18 protein-coding genes are annotated in these 21879 nt (G+C 69.2%); 16 read left to right on the top strand and 2 right to left on the bottom strand.

Annotated features, from left to right (window positions below; all coding sequences use genetic code 11):
- The 5 genes from AC3WQR_RS26305 to AC3WQR_RS26285 form a co-directional block, all read left to right on the top strand.
- On the top strand, window positions 1-1898 hold a 1898-nt coding region (locus AC3WQR_RS26305), incomplete at its 5' end, for a YadA family autotransporter adhesin (protein WP_492744695.1).
- 86 nt (window positions 1899-1984) lie between these two features.
- Window positions 1985-3136: a DUF2827 domain-containing protein gene (locus AC3WQR_RS26300; RefSeq protein ID WP_492744693.1), complete on the top strand. Its 1152-nt coding sequence runs from the start codon at window positions 1985-1987 to the stop codon at window positions 3134-3136.
- Window positions 3133-4299 carry a DUF2827 domain-containing protein gene (locus AC3WQR_RS26295; RefSeq protein ID WP_492744691.1) on the top strand — a complete coding sequence of 389 codons (1167 nt, stop codon included), beginning with the start codon at window positions 3133-3135 and terminating at the stop codon, window positions 4297-4299. The genes AC3WQR_RS26300 and AC3WQR_RS26295 overlap by 4 nt, the downstream gene beginning before the upstream one ends.
- Window positions 4300-4310: 11 nt before the next feature.
- Complete coding sequence (locus AC3WQR_RS26290; RefSeq protein WP_492744689.1) at window positions 4311-4901, top strand: hypothetical protein; 591 nt, start codon at window positions 4311-4313, stop codon at window positions 4899-4901.
- Window positions 4902-5024: 123 nt separating this feature from the next.
- On the top strand, window positions 5025-7283 hold the full coding sequence (locus AC3WQR_RS26285) for an acyl-CoA dehydrogenase (protein WP_492744687.1): 2259 nt from the start codon (window positions 5025-5027) through the stop codon (window positions 7281-7283).
- On the opposite strand, the gene AC3WQR_RS26280 is transcribed toward AC3WQR_RS26285, so the two are convergent.
- Complete coding sequence (locus AC3WQR_RS26280) at window positions 7189-8043, bottom strand: helix-turn-helix domain-containing protein (protein ID WP_062477152.1); 855 nt, start codon at window positions 8041-8043, stop codon at window positions 7189-7191. The genes AC3WQR_RS26285 and AC3WQR_RS26280 overlap by 95 nt on opposite strands.
- Window positions 8044-8175: 132 nt before the next feature.
- On the opposite strand from AC3WQR_RS26280, the gene AC3WQR_RS26275 reads away from it, so the two are divergent.
- From AC3WQR_RS26275 to AC3WQR_RS26225, 11 genes are all read left to right on the top strand, one after another.
- On the top strand, window positions 8176-8589 hold the full coding sequence (locus AC3WQR_RS26275) for a hypothetical protein (protein ID WP_492744685.1): 414 nt from the start codon (window positions 8176-8178) through the stop codon (window positions 8587-8589).
- 163 nt (window positions 8590-8752) lie between these two features.
- The gene (locus tag AC3WQR_RS26270; RefSeq protein WP_492744683.1) at window positions 8753-11620 is read left to right on the top strand and encodes an aconitate hydratase; all 2868 of its coding nucleotides are present in this window, start codon (window positions 8753-8755) and stop codon (window positions 11618-11620) included.
- A 10-nt stretch (window positions 11621-11630) separates the two neighbouring features.
- The gene (locus tag AC3WQR_RS26265) at window positions 11631-12092 is read left to right on the top strand and encodes a metallophosphoesterase family protein (RefSeq protein ID WP_492744681.1); all 462 of its coding nucleotides are present in this window, start codon (window positions 11631-11633) and stop codon (window positions 12090-12092) included.
- Window positions 12093-12213: 121 nt separating this feature from the next.
- Complete coding sequence (gene efeU, locus AC3WQR_RS26260; RefSeq protein ID WP_492744679.1) at window positions 12214-13050, top strand: iron uptake transporter permease EfeU; 837 nt, start codon at window positions 12214-12216, stop codon at window positions 13048-13050.
- Window positions 13051-13063: 13 nt separating this feature from the next.
- A complete protein-coding gene (efeO, locus tag AC3WQR_RS26255; protein ID WP_492744677.1) occupies window positions 13064-14242 on the top strand; it encodes an iron uptake system protein EfeO in 1179 nt (392 codons plus the stop codon).
- Between the two features lie 22 nt (window positions 14243-14264).
- The gene (gene efeB, locus AC3WQR_RS26250; protein ID WP_492744675.1) at window positions 14265-15566 is read left to right on the top strand and encodes an iron uptake transporter deferrochelatase/peroxidase subunit; all 1302 of its coding nucleotides are present in this window, start codon (window positions 14265-14267) and stop codon (window positions 15564-15566) included.
- Window positions 15567-15614: 48 nt separating this feature from the next.
- Entirely contained in the window at window positions 15615-16451 is an 837-nt protein-coding gene (gene efeO / locus AC3WQR_RS26245; protein WP_082818180.1) for an iron uptake system protein EfeO, read from the top strand.
- 140 nt (window positions 16452-16591) lie between these two features.
- Window positions 16592-16891: a FeoA family protein gene (locus tag AC3WQR_RS26240; protein ID WP_307586733.1), complete on the top strand. Its 300-nt coding sequence runs from the start codon at window positions 16592-16594 to the stop codon at window positions 16889-16891.
- On the top strand, window positions 16884-18779 hold the full coding sequence (gene feoB / locus AC3WQR_RS26235; protein ID WP_307586735.1) for a ferrous iron transport protein B: 1896 nt from the start codon (window positions 16884-16886) through the stop codon (window positions 18777-18779). The genes AC3WQR_RS26240 and feoB overlap by 8 nt, the downstream gene beginning before the upstream one ends.
- A 27-nt stretch (window positions 18780-18806) precedes the next feature.
- Window positions 18807-19109 carry a DUF6587 family protein gene (locus AC3WQR_RS26230; protein WP_062477175.1) on the top strand — a complete coding sequence of 101 codons (303 nt, stop codon included), beginning with the start codon at window positions 18807-18809 and terminating at the stop codon, window positions 19107-19109.
- Between the two features lie 5 nt (window positions 19110-19114).
- Window positions 19115-20299, top strand: coding sequence for an FAD-dependent monooxygenase (locus AC3WQR_RS26225; RefSeq protein ID WP_492744673.1), 1185 nt, complete (start codon window positions 19115-19117; stop codon window positions 20297-20299).
- A 264-nt stretch (window positions 20300-20563) separates the two neighbouring features.
- On the opposite strand, the gene AC3WQR_RS26220 is transcribed toward AC3WQR_RS26225, so the two are convergent.
- The gene (locus AC3WQR_RS26220; protein ID WP_492744671.1) at window positions 20564-21817 is read right to left on the bottom strand and encodes an SMI1/KNR4 family protein; all 1254 of its coding nucleotides are present in this window, start codon (window positions 21815-21817) and stop codon (window positions 20564-20566) included.
- Between the last annotated feature and the right edge of the window lie 62 nt (window positions 21818-21879).

Below are 21879 nucleotides of genomic sequence, written 5' to 3'. Positions count from 1 at the left end.
CCTCCACGTCCTCGGGCCTGAGCACCGCCACGAGCAACATCGACAGCCTCTCGACCGGCCTGAGCACGACGAACAGCAACGTCGACAGCCTCTCGACCTCGACCTCGTCCGGCCTGAGCACGGCCACGAGCAGCATTGACAGCCTGTCGACCGGACTGAGCACCACCAACAGCAACGTCAGCAGCCTGTCCACCTCGTTCTCGTCCGGCTTGAGCACCGCCTACAGCGGCATCTTCAGCCTGTCGACGGGCCTGAGCACGACGAACAGCAACCTGGGCAGCCTGTCGTCCTCGACCTCGACCGGCCTGAGCACCGCCACCAGCGGAATCAACAGCCTGTCCACCGGCCTGAGCACGACCAACAGCAATGTCGGCAGCCTCTCGTCGGGCCTGAGCACGACGAACAGCAACCTGAACAGCCTCTCGACCTCCACGTCGTCAGGCCTGAGCACGGTCACGAGCAGCGTGAACAGCCTGTCGAGCTCGGTGTCCACCGGCCTGAGCACCTCGGCCAGCCGCATCGACAGCCTGTCGACCGGGCTGAGCACGGTGGGCAGCAGCGTTGACAGTCTTTCGACCGGCTTGAGCACGACCAACAGCGCCGTCGGCAGCCTGTCGACCGGCCTGAGCACGACGAACAGCAACGTGAGCAGCCTGTCTACCGGCCTGAGCACGACCAACAGCAACGTCAGCAGCCTGTCGACCGGCCTGAGCACCACCAACAGCAACCTGGACAGCCTGTCCACCAGCGTGGGCGGCGCGGCCAGCGGGCTCTCCAGCCTGTCGACCTCGACGTCGACCGGCCTGAGCACCGCGACGAGCAGCATCAGCAGCCTGAGCACGACGGTCAACACGATCAACGACAAGGGCACGAAGTACTTCCACGCCCAGTCGACCGGCGCCGACTCCGTGGCCAGCGGCAAAGAAGCGGTGGCGATCGGGCCGCGTTCCGAAGCCAGCGGCGCCAACTCCTTCGCGGCCGGCAACGGCGCGAAGGCCACGGCCGACGGCGCGGTGGCGGTGGGCTTCGGGGCGCAGGCCACGGGCACCAACGCCATCGCCATCGGCACCGGGGCGCTGGCCACGGGCTCGCAGGCGATCGGCGCGAACTCCCGTGCCGGCGGCGGCGGCGTGGCCCTGGGTGACGGTGCGGACGCCGGCGGCACGCCGCTGAGCAAGGCGCAGAACATCGCGCAGGGCACGGCCATCGGCTTCGGCGCGGTGGTCCAGCAGACCGGCGGCGTGGCACTGGGTGCGAACTCGGTGGCCTCGCGGGCGGCGGGCGTGGCTGGCTACGTGCCGGGCAGCGCGAATGCGCAGCAGGAAGCGGCCATCAAGGCCACGACCAGCACGCAGGCGGCGGTGTCGGTGGGCGATGCGGCCAACAACCAGTTCCGCCAGATCACGGGCGTGGCAGCCGGCTCGGCCGACAGCGACGCGACCAACGTGGCGCAGCTGAAGGCGGTCTCGGCGGCTGCGAAGGCCAGCAGCGTGCAGTACGCCACCAACCCCGACGGGTCGGTGAACTACAACCAGATCACGCTGGGCACCGAGACTTCGGGTCCCACGCGCATCAGCAACGTGGCACCGGGCGTGCTGCCGGGCGATGCGGTCAACCTGGGCCAGCTGCAGCAGGTGCAAAAGCAGGTGGGCGACGTGGCGCGCATCGCCTACTCGGGCTCGGCGATGGCCTTCGCGATGTCGGGCACCTACCTGCCCACGCTGTACCCGGGCGAGAAGACGATCGGCATCGGCATGGGTTCGTACAAGGGCTACAGCGCGGTGGCGCTGACCTTCAAGGCCCTGTCGGACGACGGCAAGATCTCCTGGGGCGCGGGCCTGAGCTCCACCGGCAAGGAGTGGGGCGTCAACGCGGGCATCGGCTGGAAGTGGAAGTAAAAGGCCGCTAGGCCGACGCCCCCCGGTCCGGTGGCTCCCGCGCCCTGCGCGCGGGAGCCATTGTTTTTTTGGTACACACTTCGCCCATGCGCATCGGTATTTCAGTCCTCTCCCACGCGGGGCAGAACATCTGGGAAAACGGAATGGGACAGAACGTCCTGTTCCTGGCCCGGTTGCTGCAACGCATCGAATTCGTCGAGTCCGTCACGCTCATCGACGCGGGCGACCAGCAGGCGATGCCGCCGCAGGTCGACCTGTCGGCCATGGGGCTCACGCTGGGCCGCGCCCGCGAGCTGACCGACGCGCTCGACGTGGTCATCGAAATGGCCGGCGCGCTCGACGTGCAGTGGCTGTCGTACTTCCGCGCCTGCGGCGGGCGCGTGGCCTTCCACGGCGTGGGGCAGCCCTTCGTGGCGCTGGCCGAGCCGATCGTCTTTGCCGACAAGGGGCACTTCGGCGCCACCGACCGCTGCGACGAGATCTGGCTGCTGCCCAAGGACACGGCCTTTGCGCCGATGATGCGCACGCTGCACCGCTGCCCGGTGCACGAGGTGCCGTACCTGTGGTCGCCGCAGTTCCTGGCGCAGCGCGTGGACGAGGTGCAGGCGCAGGGCTTTCGCTTCGGCTACCAGCCGCGCACGGCGCAGCAGCCGGGTTTCCGAGTGGCGATCTTCGAGCCCAACATCTCGGTCGTGAAGTCGTGCAGCATCCCGATGCTGATCAGCGACGAGGCCTACCGCGCCAACCCGGAGCACGTCGCGGCGATGCACGTGCTCAACACGTTGCACCTGAAAGACCATCCGACGATGCTCTACCTGGCCAACTCGCTGGACATCGTGCGCCAGCACAAGGCCACCTTCCACGGACGGCACGACTTCGCGGGCTTCATGGTGCAGCATGCCGACGCGGTGGTGTCGCACCAGTGGCAGAACGACCAGAACTACAGCTACCTCGACGCGCTGTACGGCAACTACCCGCTGGTGCACAACTCGCCCTGGCTGCGCGATGCCGGCTACTACTACCCCGACTTCGACATCGCCGTTGGTGCCGAGCAACTGGCCGCCGCCGTGCGCGGCCACGACGCGCAGCAGGGCGACTACCGCGCGCGCAGCCAGCGCGTGTTCGACGCAATCGATCCGATGCACCCCGCCAACATCGACGGCTACGCGCAGCGGCTGTTGAACCTGGTGGGCGGCGATCCGGCGTTCCGTGCCGGCAACGCGAAGGTGGCCGCATGAGCGAGGTGCGCAACCCCACCGCAGGCCCGCGCGCGGCCGCTTCACCGACCCGGCTGAAAGTCGGCGTCTCCATCTTCATCCGCAAGGGCGAGCAGAGCCTGTGGGAGAACGGCGTCTACCAGAACTGCCTGTTCCTCGTGATGCTGCTGCTGCGCTCGCCCTGCGTCGAACGCACGGTGCTGGTGGCCGGCGGCGGCGACGGCGGCCCGGCCGACGCCACCAATTTCCTGGCCGACTCGCCGGTGCCGATCATCGACATGGCCACCGCCGCGCACGAGCTCGATCTCATGATCGAGATGAGCGCGCAGCTCGGGCGCGACTGGTCGGTGGCGTTCCGCGAGCGCGGCGGAAAAATCGTCTCGATGCGCGTGGGCAACGACTACGTGATCGACATCGAGCGCATGACCTTCAACAAGCCGCACGGCATGCTGGTCAGCGGCGCGCCCTACGACGAGGTGTGGACGCTGCCCGAGTACGAAACCTCCTGCAAGCCGTACTTCGCGAGCACCTTCCGCGCGCCCACCAAGCTCATGCCGCACCTGTGGAGCCCGATGGTGGTCGAGAAGGCGATGGCGCGCGGCGCCGAGGGCAAGCGCTTCGCCTACGAGCCGGGGCGCAAGCAGTGGCGCGTGGCCATCTTCGAGCCCAACATCTGCATGGTGAAGACCAGCTTCATCCCCATGCTGGGCTGCGAGTCGGCGCACCGCGCGCAGCCGCGCCTCATCGAGAAGATGTGGGTCTACAACAGCTTCCACCTGAAGGACAAGCCGAACTTCGTCGCCTTCGCCCAGAGCCTCGATCTCGTTCGGCACGGCCTGGCGACCTTCGAAGGGCGCTTTCCGCTGTACCAGGTGCTGCCGGGCGCCATCGACGCGGTCTTTGCGCACCACTGGGAGAACGCGCAGAACTACCTCTATTACGAGGCGCTGTACGGCGGCTGGCCGCTGATCCACAACTCGCACCTGATCGGCGACTGCGGCTACCGCTACCACGGCTTCGACTGCGAGGAGGGCGGGCAGGCGCTGCGGCGCGCGTTCGCCGAGCACGACGCCAACCTGCCGGCCTACCGCGAGCGCGCCCGCGCACTCATCGCGAAGCTCGACCCGGAAGGCGAGGAGAACGTGCGCCTCTATTCGGCGGCCATCGAGAGCCTCTACGCGTGAAGACGACACCGATGACCGCCCTGGCCCGATCCACCGTTGCAGTCTGCATGCTCGCGATGGCCGGCAGCGCGCTCGCGCAAGGCGTGCTGGCCCCGCCCGCGGCGCCGCAGGACACGCTCACGCGCGCCGCCGCCAGCGTGGGCGTGCAGCGCTGCCTGCCCGCCATCACGCGGCTGGCTACGCTCACCGTGCAGGGCAGCCGTGCGCACGATGTGCTGCTCGACTGGGACCGCAAGCGCCCCGATGCCGGCCCGGTGTTCTCACTGGTCGGCATCCAGTACCCGAACGCGGGCGTGGCCGCGTCGATCACCGCCATTCCCGACGACAGCGGTGCCTGCACCGTGGCGGCCGAGCGCATCTCGGTCGCGCCCTTCACCTGCGCCAGCGTGGCCGAGCAGGAACTGAAGAACTACAAGCGCACGCCGCTGCTGCCGATCTACACGGTCTACACCGACGACAAGGAGCCGACCTCGTCGGTCTCGCTGATCGATTCGCCCCCGGGCTGTCTCGTGATCCGCCGCTATGTCGAGTACGGCTGGCGCGATCCGAATGCACCCGTGCCGGCCGCCGCGCCGGCCGGGCAGGCACCCAAGCGCCGCTGATCCCGCGGGCCGTGCGAGCCCATCTCCGACACGCGTGAACGCCCTTGGCCGGCCCCGTCGTGGGCCCGTGCCGTCCAAGAATGGACGCATGCCGCGCGCTCCGGTGCGGCGCAAGGAGACCCCATGCCACTGGCGACCCTGATCGGCCGATGGGCGATGCAGCCTTTCTCCAAGGCCCTGCCGCCGCTGGGCGACACCGAGCGTGCCGCGCTCGAGGCCGGCACGGTCGGGTTCGAGGGCCAGCTCTTCGCCGGGCGCCCCGATTTCGATGTGCTCACGGCCGTCGGCCCCAACCAGCTCAGCGCGCGCGAAGAAGCCTTCTTGTCGAACGAGGTGCCCGCGCTGTGCCGCATGCTCGACGACCACGCCATCGACCAGGCGCACGACCTGCCGCCCGAGGTGTGGCGCTTCCTGCGCGAGAAGCGCTTCTTCGGAATGATCATTCCCGAGGAATTCGGCGGCCTGGGCTTCGGCCACTACGCGCATGCCACGGTGGTAGCGCGCATCGCGAGCGTCAACGTGGCAACGGCCGTCACGGTGATGGTGCCCAACTCGCTCGGGCCCGCCGAGCTGCTGCTGCGCTACGGCACCGACGCGCAGAAAGACCACTACCTGCCGCGCCTGGCCGACGGCCGCGAGCTGCCGTGCTTCGGCCTGACCTCGCCCTACGCGGGCTCCGACGCCGCCGCCATCCCCGACCGCGGCGTGCTCGTCGAGCGCGAGTTCCAGGGCCGGCGCACGCGTGGCTTCCTGGTCGATTTCGACAAGCGCTACATCACGCTCGCGCCGGTCGCCACCGTGGTCGGGCTGGCGTTCCATGCCATCGACGAGAGCCGGCCCGAAGGCCAGCGCGAGCTGGGCATCACCTGCGCATTGATTCCCGTGCCGCACGAGGGCATGGAGATCGGCCGGCGCCACCGCCCGATGGACAGCGCCTTCATGAACGGCCCGATCCACGGCCGCCAGGTGTTCGTGCCGATGGACTGGGTCATCGGCGGCGAGGCGCAGGTGGGGCAGGGTTGGCGCATGCTGATGGAGTGCCTGGCCGCGGGCCGCGCCATCTCGCTGCCCGCGCTGGGCTCGGCGATGCAGCAGACCGCGCTGTACGTGAGCAACGCCTACGGCCAGATCCGCGAGCAGTTCGGCCTGCCGGTGGGCAAGTTCCACGCGGTGGCGGGGCTGGTCGCGCAGATGTCGGCGCAGCTGTATGCGACCGATGCCGCGCGGCGCTTCACGGCGGCCGCGCTCGACGCCGGTGAGCGGCCCAGCGTGGCCAGCGCGATCCTCAAGGTGCAGCTCACCGAGGCCGGGCGGCGCGCGGTCAACCACGGCATGGACATCCTCGGCGGCAAGGGAATCATCTCGGGCCCGTCGAACCTGCTCGGCGTGGCCTACCGGCAGGCGCCGATCGCGATCACGGTGGAAGGCGCGAACATCCTCACGCGCGCGCTCATCGTGTTCGGCCAAGGCGCGGTGCGCTGCCACCCGCACGTGCTCGACGAGATGGCGGCGGTGCAGGCGAAAGACGAAACCGCGCTCGGCCAGGCGCTTCTCGCGCACGGCCGGCATGTGGCGCGCAACCTGTGGCACAGCCTGTTCGACGCGCCGGTGCTCGGCGATCCGCCCGAGGCGCTGGCGGGCGAAGCGCGCCTCATCGCACGCATGAGCGCCAAGTACGCGCTCACCGCCGACCTGGCCATGGGGCTGCTCGGCGGCAAGCTCAAGCGCATGGAGCTGCTGTCGGCGCGGCTGGGCGATGTGCTGGCCCACCTGTACCTGGCGAGCGCCTGCGTGTGGCGCTACCGCGTCGATGCGGCGCCCGAGCTGCTGCCCTTCGCGCAGGCGGCGATCCGGCTGCAGCTGGACGAGGCCGGCAAGATCCTGCGCGACCTGTACGCCAACCTGCCGACGCCGGGGCGGCGCCTGCTGGGCGCGCTGGTGCTGCGCCGCACCGCGCACCTGGCGCCGCTGCGCGACGTGCAGCTGATGGCACTGGCCGAGCTGCTGCGCACGCGCCCGGACGTGGTCGCGCGGCTCGTGCCCGATCTGTCGGAGCCCGGCCCGGGCGGCCTGCGCGACCTGATGCAGGCGATGGCGCTCGGCGCGCAACTGGGCGAGGAGACCGCCGCACTCAACAAGGTGCTGCGCCGCACGCGCTCGCTCGACGAGGCGGCGCGCTCGGCCAGCGACCCCGCGCTGGCGCTGGCCTACCTGCAGGCGGCCGACAAGGTCATCCAGGTCGACGACTTCGAAGGGCCGGCGCGCAACGCGGACGGCAGCGCCGGCCTCAGCGGGCCTGCTGCGCCGCCAGTGCCGTCAGCGCCGCCGCCGTCTGCTCGTCCGCCGGAAAGAACGACTCCACCGCGAGTTCCTGCAACGTGACGTCCACCGGCGTGCCGAAGATCGTGATGGTGCTGATGAAGCTCAGCACGCCGCTGGGCATGACCACCTGGAACGGCACGGCCACCGCCGACAGCGCGGTGTCGAGCAGCGGTGCGTCGTGGCTCACGGCCGGCGGCGGATAGCCCTCCAGCTCGTCGTGCAGCGCCTGCAGCACGGTGTCGCCGGTGGCGGCGATCTGCTGCTGCAGCCGCTCCAGCAGGTGCGTGCGCCACTGCGCCAGGTTCGCGATGCGCGGCGCCACGCCCTCGGGGTGCAGGCTCAGGCGCAGCACGTTGATGGGCGGCTTCAGCAGCTCGGCCGAGCAGCCTTCCATGAGCAGCGGCACCAGCGCGTTGTGCGCCACCAGGTTCCAGTGGCGGTCCACGGCCAGCGCGGGGAAGGGCTCGTGGCCCTTCAGCACGAGGTCGATGGCGCGGCGCGCCGAGGCCATGGCCGGGTCGTCGAGCGAGCGCTGGCGGTACATGGGCGCGAAGCCGGCGGCCACCAGCAGCGCGTTGCGCTCGCGCAGCGGCACGTCCAGGCGCTCGGCCAGGCGCAGCACCATCTCGCGGCTGGGCGCGGCGCGGCCGGTTTCCACGTAGCTCAGGTGGCGGGTCGAGACCTCGGCCTCCTGCGCCAGGTCGAGCTGGCTCAGGCGGCGGTGGGTGCGCCAGTGCCGCAGGTGGGCGCCGAACGGATCGCGCGCGCCGGGAAGGCCGGCGGCGGCGGCCTTGGACGAATGGGTGCGGGGGGTGTTCATGGAGCCGCATTCTGGCGCGACGGCGGCGCGGCGCCATGACCTCCCAGGTCATCGACGCGATCCACGCCCGGCGGAATCATCGACCCCAACGCAGCAGGACTGGCCTGCAGCGTACCCACCCAGGAGATCCACATGTCTGTTTTCGCTTCCCCCCGCTTCCTGTCGAACGTGATGTGGGCCGATGCCGCTTCGTGCGCCGCGACCGGCGCGCTGCAGGTGGCGTTCACCGACGTCCTTGCCTCCCTGACCGGCCTGCCCGCCTGGCTGCTCATGGGCACCGGCGTGTTCCTGCTGGCCTACGCAGCAGCCGCCGCCTTCATGGCCAGCCGCGCCACGCCGCCGCGCACACTGATCGGCCTCGTGGTCGTCGGCAACTTCGCCTGGGCCGTGGCCTGCGTGGCGCTGCTGGTGAGCGGTGTGTTCGCGGTCACCGCGCTCGGCACGGCCTGGGTGCTGGCGCAGGCGCTGTGCGTGGTCGTGCTGGCCGAGCTGCAATGGACCGGGCTGCGCCGCACCCGGGGCGGCGCCGGCATGGCGATGGCCTGAACGCCTGACTGTCCGCCTCACGCCCGCTGCACCTCGTGCGGCGGGCGTTTTCGCCATGAGAACGATAGTTCCGGGAGAGCCCGACAAGGAAGACCGACTACAGCCACTGACATTGAACCTCGCTATCCTTGAGAGGCTTCCACGAACACACAGGAGTCTTCTCATGGCCAAAGCCCCGGCGCACGCGTTTGCGTCCACCCTCAAGACCTTCAAGACCGCGTCGGGCAAGTCCGGCAAGTACTGGTCGCTGAAGGAACTGGCCAAGCAGTACCCCTCGGTGGAGCGCCTGCCGGTGTCGATCCGCATCGTGCTCGAGTCGGTGCTGCGCAACTGCGACGGCCAGAAGGTGTCGGCCAAGCACGTCGAAGAGCTGGCCCACTGGGCGCCCAACGCCGAGCGCACCGACGAAATTCCCTTTGTCGTCACCCGCGTGGTGCTGCAGGACTTCACCGGCGTGCCGCTCCTGGCCGACCTGGCCGCCATGCGCAGCGTGGCCGCCAAGCTGAACAAGTCGCCCAAGACCATCGAGCCGCTGGTGCCCGTCGACCTGGTGGTCGACCACTCGGTGATGGTCGACTACTACGGCACGCCCAAGGCGCTCGACCTGAACATGAAGCTGGAGTTCCAGCGCAACAACGAGCGCTACCAGTTCATGAAGTGGGGCATGCAGGCCTTCGACACCTTCGGCGTCGTTCCGCCGGGCTTCGGCATCGTGCACCAGGTCAACCTCGAGTACTTTGCGCGCGGCGTCTACAAGAGCCCGGCCGACAAGAGCGACACGCCGGTCTACTACCCCGACTCGCTGGTGGGCACCGACAGCCACACCACCATGATCAACGGCATCGGCGTGGTCGGCTGGGGCGTGGGCGGCATCGAGGCCGAGGCCGCCATGCTGGGCCAGCCGGTCTACATGCTCACGCCCGACGTGGTGGGCTTCGAGCTCACCGGCAAGCTGCGCGAAGGCGTCACGGCCACCGACCTGGTGCTGTACGTCACCTCGATCCTGCGCGCCGAAAAGGTGGTGGGCAAGTTCGTCGAGTTCTTCGGCCCCGGTGCCGCGTCCATCGCCGTGCCCGACCGCGCCACCATCGGCAACATGGCGCCCGAGTACGGCGCCACCATGGGCTTCTTCCCGGTCGACGAGATGACCGTGGCGTACTTCGAAGGCACCGGCCGCACCAAGGAAGAAGTGGAGCGCTTCGCCGCCTACTACAAGGCGCAGGGCCTGTTCGGCATGCCCGCGCCGGGCGACATCGACTACACCAAGGTCGTCAAGCTCGACCTGGGCACCGTCTCGCCCAGCCTGGCCGGCCCCAAGCGCCCGCAGGACCGCATCAACCTGGGCGACCTGTCGACCAAGTTCGCGGAGCTGTACAGCAAGCCCAACGACGCCAACGGCTTCAACCAGCCGGCCGACAAGCTCAAGCAGCGCTACGCGCTGACGCGCGAAGGCCAGAGCGGCGACACCGAAGTGCCTCCGCCGCCGCCTGGCTCGCCGCGCCCGGTCATCGAGATGGTGGCCAACCGCTCGACCAAGGCCGCGGCCCACACCAGCGCCACGGCACCGTCGGCGCCCAAGGGCGACGTCACCATCGGCAACGGCGACGTGCTCATTGCGGCCATCACCTCGTGCACCAACACCTCCAACCCGAGCGTGATGCTGGCGGCCGGCATCCTGGCCAAGAAGGCGGTGGAAGCGGGCCTGAAGGTGCAGCCGCACATCAAGACCTCGCTGGCGCCTGGCTCGCGCATCGTCACCGAATACCTGGAGAAGGCGGGCCTCTTGCCGTACCTGGAGAAGCTGGGCTTCTACCTCGCGGGCTACGGCTGCACCACCTGCATCGGCAATGCCGGCGACCTCACGCCCGAGATCAACGAAGCCATCACCAAGAACGACCTCATCGGCGCGGCCGTGCTCTCGGGCAACCGCAACTTCGAGGCGCGCATCCACCCGAACCTGAAGGCCAACTTCCTGGCTTCGCCGCCGCTGGTGGTGGCGTTTGCCATCGCGGGCAACGTGATGACCGACCTCATGACCCAGCCCGTGGGCAAGGGCAAGGGCGGCAAGGACGTGTACCTGGGCGACATCTGGCCCACGCCGAAGGAGATCGATGACAACCTGCGTTTCGCGATGAACGCCAAGTCGTTCCGCGCGAACTACGAGAAGGTGAAGAGCGATCCGGGCAAGTTCTGGACGAGCATCAAGGGCACGACCGGCCAGGTGTACGACTGGCCGAAGTCGACCTACATCGCCGAGCCGCCGTTCTTCGAGGGCTTCCAGATGCAGCCGCACGCGTCGGACGCGGGCATCCAGGGCGCGCGGATCATGGCGCTGTTCGGCGACTCGATCACCACCGACCACATCTCGCCGGCCGGCTCCATCAAGGAAAGCTCGCCCGCGGGCATCTGGCTCAAGGCGCACGGCGTGCCCAAGGCCGACTTCAACAGCTACGGCTCGCGCCGCGGCAACCACGACGTGATGGTGCGCGGCACCTTCGCCAACGTGCGCATCAAGAACCTGATGATTCCGCCGGACGCCAACGGCACGCAGGAAGAGGGCGGCGTCACGCTGTTCCAGCCGGGCGGCGAAAAGATGTTCATCTACGACGCCGCCATGAAGTACATGGAAGCGGGCACGCCGACCATCGTGTTCGGCGGCGAGGAGTACGGCACCGGCTCGTCGCGCGACTGGGCCGCCAAGGGCACGCAGCTGCTGGGCATCAAGGCCGTGGTGGCGCGCAGCTTCGAGCGCATCCACCGCGCCAACCTGGTCGGCATGGGCGTGCTGCCGCTGCAGTTCCGCGGCGCCGATTCGTGGCAGACGCTGGGCCTCACGGGCGAGGAAAAGATCGACGTCGTGATCGGCGGCGAACTCAAGCCGCAGATGGACGTGAAGCTGGTCGTGCACCGCGCCGACGGCACGCACCAGGAGGTGACAGTGCGCCTGCGCATCGACACGCCGATCGAGGTCGATTACTACAAGCACGGCGGCATCCTGCCGTTCGTGCTGCGGCAGCTGCTGGCGGCCTGACGGGTCGGGCTTGATCCGCGTCGGGCTCATCTCCGACACCCACGGCCTGCTGCGTCCGCAGGCCGTGGCGGCCTTGCAGGGCAGCGACTTCATCGTGCACGGCGGGGACATCGGCGACGCCGGCATCCTCGACACGCTCGCCGCGATCGCGCCGCTGACGGTGGTGCGCGGCAACAACGACCGTGACGCCTGGGCTGATGCCATTCCCGAGACCGCCGTGCTGCACCTCGGCGGCTTGCGGTTGCTGGCGATCCACGATCTTTCTGAGCTGCACAGCGATCCGGCAGGCGAGGGCGTTCGTGTGGTCGTGTCCGGCCACTCGCACCAACCCAAGGTCGAAGAACGCAACGGCGTGCTCTACGTCAACCCGGGCAGCGCCGGCCCGCGCCGATTCAAGCTGCCTATCGCCGTGGCCGAACTGATCGTCGACGGCGACACGGTCAGCGCACGCATCCTCGAACTGCCCCTGTGAGCGGGGCGGGGTCGAATACCCATAATTGAGAATAAATCTTATTTGATGGGGTATCCTCGGGCCGTTCTTTGAAAAATGCACCACATCGGGGCATTTTCAAAGAACGTTCTTCTGTTCCGAGATGCTCATTCCCTTTCTCATCATGCTGCGCGAAGGCATCGAGGCCGCGCTCATCGTCGGCATCGTTGCCAGTTACCTGAAACAAAGCGGTCGCGGCGTGCTGATGCCCGCGGTGTGGGTCGGCGTGCTGCTGGCCACCGCGCTGTCGCTCTTTGCCGGCGCCGGCCTGCAACTGCTGGCGGCCGAGTTTCCGCAGAAGCAGCAGGAGCTGTTCGAGGGCGTGGTCGGGCTCATCGCCGTGGTCATGCTGACCACGATGGTGTTCTGGATGCGCAAGGCGGCCCGCTCCATCAAGGGCGAGCTGCACGCGTCGATCGACAAGGCGCTGGCGCAGCATGCCGACGGGCAGGGCTGGGCGCTCATCGGCATGGTGTTCCTGGCGGTCGCGCGCGAGGGGCTGGAGTCGGTCTTCTTCCTGCTGGCCGTGTTCCAGCAGAGCATCGGCTGGGAAGCGCCCGTGGGCGCGCTCGCGGGCATCGCCGTGTCGGTGGTGGTCGGATGGGGCATCTACTCGGGCGGCGTGCGGCTCGACCTGCGCCGCTTCTTCCGCTTCACGGGCCTGTTCATCCTGCTGGTCGCGGCCGGGCTGCTGGCGGGCGTGCTGCGCAAGCTGCACGAGGCCGGCGTGTGGAACCAGCTGCAGACCGTGGTGTTCGACATGAGCGAAACCCTGCCGATGGACAGCCCCGTGGGCGCCGTGCTGTCGGGCCTGCTGGGCTACCAGGCCGCGCCCGTGGTGGGCGAGGTGATCGTCTACCTGGCCTTCCTGGCCGTGGCCCTGTTCTTCTTCCTGCGCCCGGCGGCTGCTGCGGCGCCCCGCACGGCCGCTGCTGGCTGATCTTTCTTCCCCGATGTCTTCTTCCTCTTCTTCGTCCTCGACGCTCATGCGCGTCGCCGTGGGCGCCTCGGCGCTGCTGGTCGTCGCCGGCCTCGCGGCCTTCTGGTACGCCTCGAACCAGGCGCGCAAGGCGCCGCCCAAGGCGGTCGACCATGCCGTCACCGTCACGATCCGCGGCAACGCCTGCGAGCCGAACGAGATCACCGTGCCCGCGGGGCGCACGACCTTCACCATCGTCAACCAGTCGAGCCGCGCGCTCGAGTGGGAAATTCTCGACGGCGTGATGGTGGTCGAAGAGCGCGAGAACATCGCGCCCGGCTTCTCGCAGACGATGACGGTCAAGCTCTCGCCGGGCGACTTCGCCATCACCTGCGGCCTGCTGAGCAACCCGCGCGGCAAGCTGCACGTCACGCCGTCGGCGGCCTCGCTGGCCGAGGAGGCGCGGCCCTCGCTCGTCAACTACGTGGGCGCGCTGGCCGAGTACCAGGTGTTCCTGCGGCTGGAGGCCGCCACGCTCGACGACGCGGTGCGCGCGCTGGCCGACGCCGTCAAGGCCGGCGACCTGGCGCAGGCGCGCGCGCTCTACGCGCCGGCCCACCAGGCCTACAAGCGCATCGAGCCGATGGCCGAGCTGTTCGCCGACCTCGACGCGCGCATCAACGCCCGCGCCGACTACTTCGAGAAGCGCGAGGCCGACCCGGGCTTCAGCGGCTTCCACCGCATCGAGTACGCGCTGTACGGCCAGGGCGACGCGAAGGCGCTGGCACCGATCCTGGACCAGCTGCTGGCCGACACCGAGACGCTGCAGGCGCGCCTGCGCGAACTGAGCGTGCCGCCCGAGCGGCTCGCCAGCGCCGCCTCGAAGCTGTTGCGCCGCGTGGCCGACAACCTGCCCGCCGGCGGCGAAGACCACTACGGCCATGCCGAACTGGTGAACCTGCAGGGCAGCTACGAAGGCACCAAGAAGATCGCCGACCTGCTGCAGCCGCTGCTCGTGAAGGCCGCGCCCGCGCAGCAGAAGGCCGTGGACGAGCGCTTTGCCGCCTTCGACGCCGCATTGGCGCCGTACCGCGCCGGCGAAGGCTTCCAGCCCGCGCCGCTGGAGGACGCGCAGCGCCAGGCGCTGGCCGTGCCGGTGCGTGCGCTGGCCGAGGAACTGGGCAAGGTGAACGCCGCGCTCGGTCTGGAATGAGTTGAGAGAGAACGACGACCCCATGGAACCGACGAAGAAGAACGACACCGCTCCTGCCTCGCCGCACCGCCGCCGCATGCTCGGCGCCGCGGGCGTGGCCTTTGCCGGGCTCGCCGCCAGCGCGCGCGCCGGCGCGGCCATTCCGGGCGCGCCCGACACTGGCGTACAGGTCACCGACGCGCCGCAGAGCACCCACACGCAAGACCGCGTGCCCTTCCGCGGCAAGCACCAGGCGGGCGTGGTCACGCCGCGCCCGACGGCCGGCATGATCGCCTCGTTCTACGTGCTGGCCGAGAACCGCGCCGACCTGGAGCGGCTGATGCGCACGCTCACCGAGCGCATCGCCTTCCTCACGCAAGGCGGCCCGCAAACCGACCCCGACCCCAAGCTGCCGCCCGCGGGCTCCGGCATCCTCGGCCCGGTGGTGCAGCCCGACGGGCTCACCGTGACGGTGTCGGTCGGTGCCTCGCTGTTCGACGAGCGCTTCGGCCTCGACAAGAAGAAGCCGCTGCGCCTGAAGCCGATGCAGCGCCACCCGAACGACGCGCTCGACGCCGCGCTGTGCCACGGCGACCTGTCGATCCAGTTCTGCGCCAACACGCCCGACACCAACATCCACGCGCTGCGCGACATCATCAAGAACACGCCCGACCTGCTGGTGCTGCACTGGAAGCAGGAAGGCTCCGTGCCGCCGATCCCGGCCGTGGCGGGCCAGCCCGCGGAGAGCGCGCGCAACTTCCTCGGTTTTCGCGACGGCTCGGCCAACCCCGACTCGGCCGACGACACGCTCATGAACAAGCACGTCTGGGTGCAGCCGAACGGCGATGAGCCCGCCTGGGCCGTGGGCGGCAGCTACCAGGCGGTGCGCATCATCCGCAACTTCGTCGAGCGCTGGGACCGCACGCCGCTGCAGGAGCAGGAGGCCATCATGGGGCGCCTCAAGCCCAGCGGCGCGCCGCTGGACGGTGGCAAGACCGAGCACGACGTGCCCGACTACACCAAGGACCCCGAAGGCAAGGCGACGCCGATGGACGCGCACATCCGCCTCGCGAACCCGCGCACCAAGGCCTCGGACGCCAACCTGATGCTGCGCCGGCCCTTCAACTATTCGAACGGCGTCACCAAGTCGGGCCAGCTCGAGATGGGCCTGCTGTTCATCTGCTACCAGGCCGACCTCGAGAAGGGCTTTGTCGCCGTGCAGACCCGCCTCGACGGCGAGCCGCTCGAGGAATACATCAAGCCCATCGGCGGCGGCTTCTTCTTCACGCTGCCGGGCGTGCAGGGCGCCGACGACTGGCTCGGGCGCAGCCTGCTGGCCGCCTGATCGCTCCCTTTTTCTTTCATCACCACCGCACCGCATCCAAGGAGATCCATGACCGTGCAGTTCCGCCGCCGCTTCCTCGCCGCTTTCGTCGCAGGCTTTGCCGGGCTCTACGCCGTCGGCGCGCAGGCCGCCGTGTCGCCACTCGAGCTGGTCGGTCCGATCTCGGACTACAAGATCTACGTGACGCAGAACGTGCGCAAGCTGGCCGCCGACGTGCGCGTGTTCACCGCCGCCGTGAAGGCCGGCGACATCGAGAAGGCCAAGAAGCTCTACGCGCCCACGCGCACCAGCTACGAGCGCGTGGAGCCCGTGGCCGAGCTGTTCACCGACCTCGACCAGTCGATCGACTCGCGCGCGGACGACCACGAGAAGGCCGAGAAAGACCCGGCCTTCATCGGCTTCCACCGCATCGAGTACAGCCTGTGGACGCTCAAGAGCACCAAGGACCTGAACCCCGTGGCCGACAAGCTGCTGGCCGACGTGCTCGAGCTGCAAAAACGCCTGGGCGCGCTGACCTTCCCGCCCGAGAAGGTCGTGGGCGGCGCCGCCGTGCTGATGGAAGAGGTGGCCGCCACCAAGATCTCCGGCGAGGAAAACCGCTACAGCCACACCGACCTGTGGGATTTCCAGTCGAACTTCGAGGGCGCCTACAAGATCGTCGAGCTGCTGCGCCCGCTGGTCGTGAAGCAGGACAAGCCGTTCGCCGAGAAGGCCGACGCCAACTTCAAGGTGGTGTTCGACACGCTGGCCAAGTACCGCACGGCCGATGGCGGCTTCGAAACCTATTCGAAGCTCACCGAGCGCGACCGCAAGATGCTGGCCGGGCGGGTCAACACGCTGGCCGAAGACCTGTCCAAGCTGCGCGGCATGCTCGGATTGAACTGAGTCCGGCCCCGGGGGACGCGCTCATTTCCGGCTGACCCGGGACTTTTTGGGGTTGGTCAGGTTTTCGCGAGTGAGAATTGCTAGCATCTGGCTTTTGCTTACTGGCGTGCCCCGGGGTTTCCGGGGGGCGCACCTCCACCGTGCGAAACAACGACCTCGGCGCAGCGCCGACCATCACCGCGCTGAGCCTCGACCAGCTTCCGTCCCATCAGTGGGCCACCGTGCTCGACGTGGCCCGCCCCGACAGCGCGGACGACCGCGAGCTGGTGCTGCGCCTGACCGAAATCGGCTTCGTGCCGGGCGAGGCCGTGCGCATCGTCGCCACGGGCACGCCGGGCCGCGAGCCGCTGGCCGTGCGCCTGGGCCACACCACCTTCGCGCTGCGCCGCCACGAGGCCGCGCTGATCCACGTCACGCCGGGGGCCGCGAACCATGGTTGAAGCCGTCATCCAGGGGCCGGGCCGTCTCGGCGCCACCGCGCAGCCCGCGCGCATCGCGCTGCTGGGCAACCCCAACTGCGGCAAGACCGCGCTGTTCAACCTGCTGACCGGCAGCCGCCAGAAGGTGGCCAACTACGCCGGCGTGACCGTCGAGCGCAAGGAAGGCACGCTTCGCACGCCCACCGGCCGCCGTGTGTTCGTGCTCGACCTGCCGGGCGCCTACAGCCTGAATGCGCTGAGCGCCGACGAAGCCGTCACGCGCGACATCGTCACCGGCCAGGCGCAGGAAGCGCTGCCCGACCTGCTCGTGTGCGTGACCGACGCCACCAACCTGCGCCTGAACCTGCGGCTGGTGCTCGAAGCCCGCCAGCTGGGCCTGCCGATGGTGGTGGCGCTCAACATGACCGACATGGCCAAAAAGCAGGGCATCGCGGTCGACACCGCCGTGCTCTCGCGCGAACTCGGCGTGCCGGTGATCGAGACCGTGGGTGTCCACACCGGCGGCGCGAAGAACCTGCTCGAGGCGCTCGACGCACCGGTCGCCGCCGCGGCGCCCCAGCCCTGGAAGGCACCCGGCTTGGACGACGTGCTCGCCACGCAACGCGAGGTGCGCCGCATCCTCGGCCTGGCCGTGAAGGAGCCCGTGGGCAGCCTGGACACCAGCGACCGCATCGACCGCGTCGTGATGCACCCGGTGTGGGGCATGCTGGTGCTGGCGGTCACCATGTTCCTGATGTTCCAGGCCGTGTTCAGCTGGGCCAACGTGCCGATGGACGCCATCAAGGCCGGCACCGAAGGGCTGGGCAACCTCATCAAGACGCACATGCCCGAAGGCATGCTGCAGAGCCTGCTGGTCGACGGCGTGATCGCGGGCGTGGGCGGTGTGATCGTGTTCCTGCCGCAGATCCTGATCCTGTTCCTGTTCATCCTGGCGCTCGAAGACTCCGGCTACCTGCCGCGCGCGGCCTTCCTGCTCGACCGCCTGATGGGCACCGTGGGCCTGTCGGGCCGCTCGTTCATTCCGCTGCTGTCGAGCTTTGCCTGCGCCATTCCGGGCGTGATGGCCACGCGCACCATCAGCAACTGGCGCGACCGCATCACGACCATCATGATCGCGCCGCTCATGACCTGCTCGGCGCGGCTGCCGGTGTATGCGCTGCTCATCGCGGCCTTCATTCCGGCGCGCGAGGTGGGCGGCATCTTCAACCTGCAGGGCGTGGTGCTGTTCGCGCTGTATGTGTTCGGCATCGTCTCGGCGATGGCCGTGGCCTGGGTGATGAAGCGCTTTCGCGACAGCACGCGGCACTCGCCGCTCCTGATGGAGCTGCCGGCTTACCGCTGGCCGAACCCGCGCAACCTGCTGCTGGGTTTGTACGAGCGGGCCTGGATCTTCATCCAGCGTGTCGGCACGATCATCCTCACGCTCACGATCCTGCTGTGGTTCCTGTCGACCTTCCCGTCGCCACCCGAAGGCGCGACCGGCCCCGCCATCCAGTACAGCCTGGCCGGCATGATCGGCCGCGGGCTGGAGCACATCTTCGCGCCCATCGGCTTCAACTGGCAGATCTCCATCGCGCTGGTGCCGGGCATGGCCGCACGCGAAGTCGCGGTGGGCGCGTTGGGCACGGTGTATGCGCTCTCGGCCACCGGCGACGACGTGGCCAGTGCGCTGGAGCCGCTCATCGCCGGAAGCTGGTCGCTGGCGACCGCGCTGTCGCTGCTGGTCTGGTACGTGTTCGCGCCGCAGTGCATCTCGACGCTGGCGGCCGTCAAGCGCGAAACCGGCTCGTGGAAATACGTGTGGATCATGGCGGGCTACTTATTCGCCCTGGCATACGTGGCATGCTTCTTGACCTATCGCATTGCACTCGCTTTCGGCGCGGGGTAAAACCACAGGGAAAGGGTTGAAGAAGACATGACACAGCAACTGATCGTCGGATTGATCGTCGCGGCCGCCGCGCTCTACGCGGTCTGGCGCTGGATGCCTGCCGGCTGGCGCCGTGGCGCCGCGCGCAAGTTTGCGGCCGGCACGCAGCGCGCGGGCCTCATCGATCAGGCCCGCGCCGATCAACTCGCCGCCTCGCTGGCCAAGACCTCGGGCTGCGGCTCGTGCGACAGCTGCGGCAGCTGTGCCCCCAAGAAACCCGCTGGCGCCGACCCGGCCGACAGCCACAGCAGCCCCGCGCTGACTTCCACCACGCCCAGCACCGGACGCTGAGTCCGATGCCCGCGCACATCCTCGTCGCCGGGGGCGGGATCGGGGGGCTGGCCACGGCGCTGGCGCTGTCCCGCGCCAAGCACCGCGCCGACGTCTTCGAACAGGCCGCCGAGTTCGGCGAAATCGGCGCCGGCGTGCAGCTCGGCCCCAACGCCACCCGCCGCCTTCACCAACTCGACCTCGGCCGCGGCCTCGCAGCCATTGCGGCGCGCCCCGAGGCGCTGGTGGTCCACAGCGCCGGCAGCGGCGCCGAACTGGCCCGCATGCCGCTGGGCGATGCCATGCAGCAGCGCTACGGCGCGCCGTACTGCTGCGTGCACCGCGCCGACCTGCACACGCTGCTGCTCGATGCCGTGCGCGCGCAAGGCACGGGCTCGCTGGTCACGGCCGCGCGCATCCGGCAGGTCGAGACCAGCGACGACCTCGTCTGCGTTTCGAGCACCGACGCGCGTGCGTGGGAGGGCGAGGCGCTGGTGGGGGCCGACGGTCTGTGGAGCCTGGTGCGGGCGCAACTCGAATCCGAATCCGCCGAAGCGCCGCCGCGCGTGACGGGCCACACGGCCTGGCGTGCGTTGGTGCGTCAGGCTGACCTGCCTGTGGCGCTGCGTCGTTCGCGCGTCGATGTGTGGCTCGGGCCGCGTTTGCATGCGGTCGCGTACCCGGTGCGCGCGGGGGACGCGCTCAACGTCGTCGTGATTGCCGAATCCGCACCGGCTGGCGATGCGCGCGATTGGGACCAGGCCAGCAGCCTTGTGGCACTGAAGCAGGCGATGGGTCGCAGCTGTGCGAGCCTTCAGTCATTGCTCGATGCGATGCCGAGTTGGCGCGCCTGGACGCTGAGCGATCGCGCGCCCGTGGCCGGTCCTGGCGACATGGCGCATGAGCGCGTCGCGCTGGTGGGTGATGCTGCGCATCCGATGGTGCCGTACCTTGCGCAAGGGGCGGGCATGGCGATCGAAGATGCGGTCGCGTTGGCGGATGCCTTGGGCGATGCCTCGGCGTTGGGTGTGCCGGCTGCGTTCGCGCGCTATGCCGAGGCGCGCTGGGAACGCAATGCGCAGGTGCAGGCGAGGGCGCGTCGCAATGGCGAGATCTTTCATGCCACGGGTGCTGTGCGCTTCGGGCGCGACATGGCGATGCGCTTGTTGGGGTCCCGGTTGCTCGATCAGCCCTGGCTGTACGGCGGCTGATTCAGGGCGCGTGCCCAGGCCACCGGGTACTTCCCTCCGCGAATGTCCCCCGGGGCTTCGCCCCTCCTCCTTGATTTCGCTGCGGGAAGCACCCAGTGTCCTGGGCACAAGACATGCTGCTGGTGCTCGCCGATCAACGACCGCTGCGCATCACGCTCACGCCGATGGGGTGCCTTGCGCAGCGAAATCAAGGAGGAGGCCGCAGGCCGGGGGACATTCGCGGAGCAAGGCTCCCCGTCGGCGTGAGCGTCGCCCCGAAAAAAGTCAGAGCCGGAACGTCTGCAAGTGCTCGATGCGCTCCGCGAGACCTTCCTGCCCCAGGTAATGCCCATGCGTCCCATCGCGCATCTGCGCCAGCGTGGTTTCCAGCTCGACCAGCATCGCATCGCGATCCGCCACGAAGGCCGGCGGCACGTCGATGCCGATCTGCGTGCAGGCGTCGGCGATCAGGTGCGCGCTGGCGGGCGCGCCGCAGGCCGCGCACTTCACGATGGCCGCCACGGTCGGCTCGGCGCCGTTGTCCAGCAGGGCGCGCGTGAGTTCGGGCGAGATCTGACCGTCGATGTTGCGCAGCACGTCGGATGCCACCGGCGCGCCTGCGCGCACCAGTGCTGCCGCGGCGGCGAAGGCGCTGTGTCCCACGGCCACGTCGGTGGCGAGTGCACTGCCTTCATGCGGCCCTTCGAAGTTCAGGCCTGCGGCGGCAAGTTCGGCGACCAGCGCAGCGTCGTCGGTGGCAATCGCGTGGCGCAGCGCCGCGCGTGCGAGCGCCGGGTGATGGCGCAGCGTGCCGTCGGCCAGTGGCGTGCGCCAGTCGACGATGGCGCGGCAATAGAAGGTGACCAGCTTGTCCATCAGGTCGAGGTCCAGCCCGTAGCCTTCGTGGCGGTCGTCGAGGTAGGCGAGCAGCGCCTGCCCCGAGAAGTAGTCACCCGTCGGCGCCAGCGGGTCTTCGTCGAGATGCAGCGCCGCGAAGGCGCCGTACAGGTCGGCCGCGACGGGGCTCAGGCCGTCTTCGTGCAACGCGTGGGTCCAGGCCGGTGGCAGGCCCTGCTTCCACGCGATGACCTGGCCGTGCGCGGCGCCGGGCTCGACCACCGCGTAGACGCGGTCGCAGTACTCGAAGCCGCCGAAGGGCAGGTGCGTGAGCTTGCCGCTCCAGGGCGTGCCGCTGTCTTCGGCCGCTTCCTCGGCGAGTTCCTGTTCGTGCTCGATCCAGCCTTGCAGGTCGCGGTAGCCGTCGCTGCCGTCCCAGAACAGCTCCGACCAGCTGACGCTCTCGACATTGCCGTTCATCGGCAACGCCAGGTCGTAGTCGAGGCGCCCGCCCGCCGTGTGCTGCCACAGCGCGACCAGCGCCTCGGGCAGCGGGCCGGCGCACAACGCCTGCACCGCATCGATCTGCTGCTGCGGCATCGGCGGTTGCGCGTCGAAGATCACGCGGTCGGCGAACAGCACGACGCCATGTTCGCGCAGGGTGGAGAGCTCTTCGGCAGAGAACGAGGTGTTGTTGTTCATGGCAGCGGCCTCCGTGTTCTCCAAAATGTAGCGCTTTGCGCCGAGGGAGCAACCCTCGTTCG

The sequence above is a fragment of the Variovorax sp. FW305-3-2-15-B-LB1 genome (genome assembly GCF_058787635.1).
This window is presented reverse-complemented; position numbering and strand designations above follow the sequence as displayed.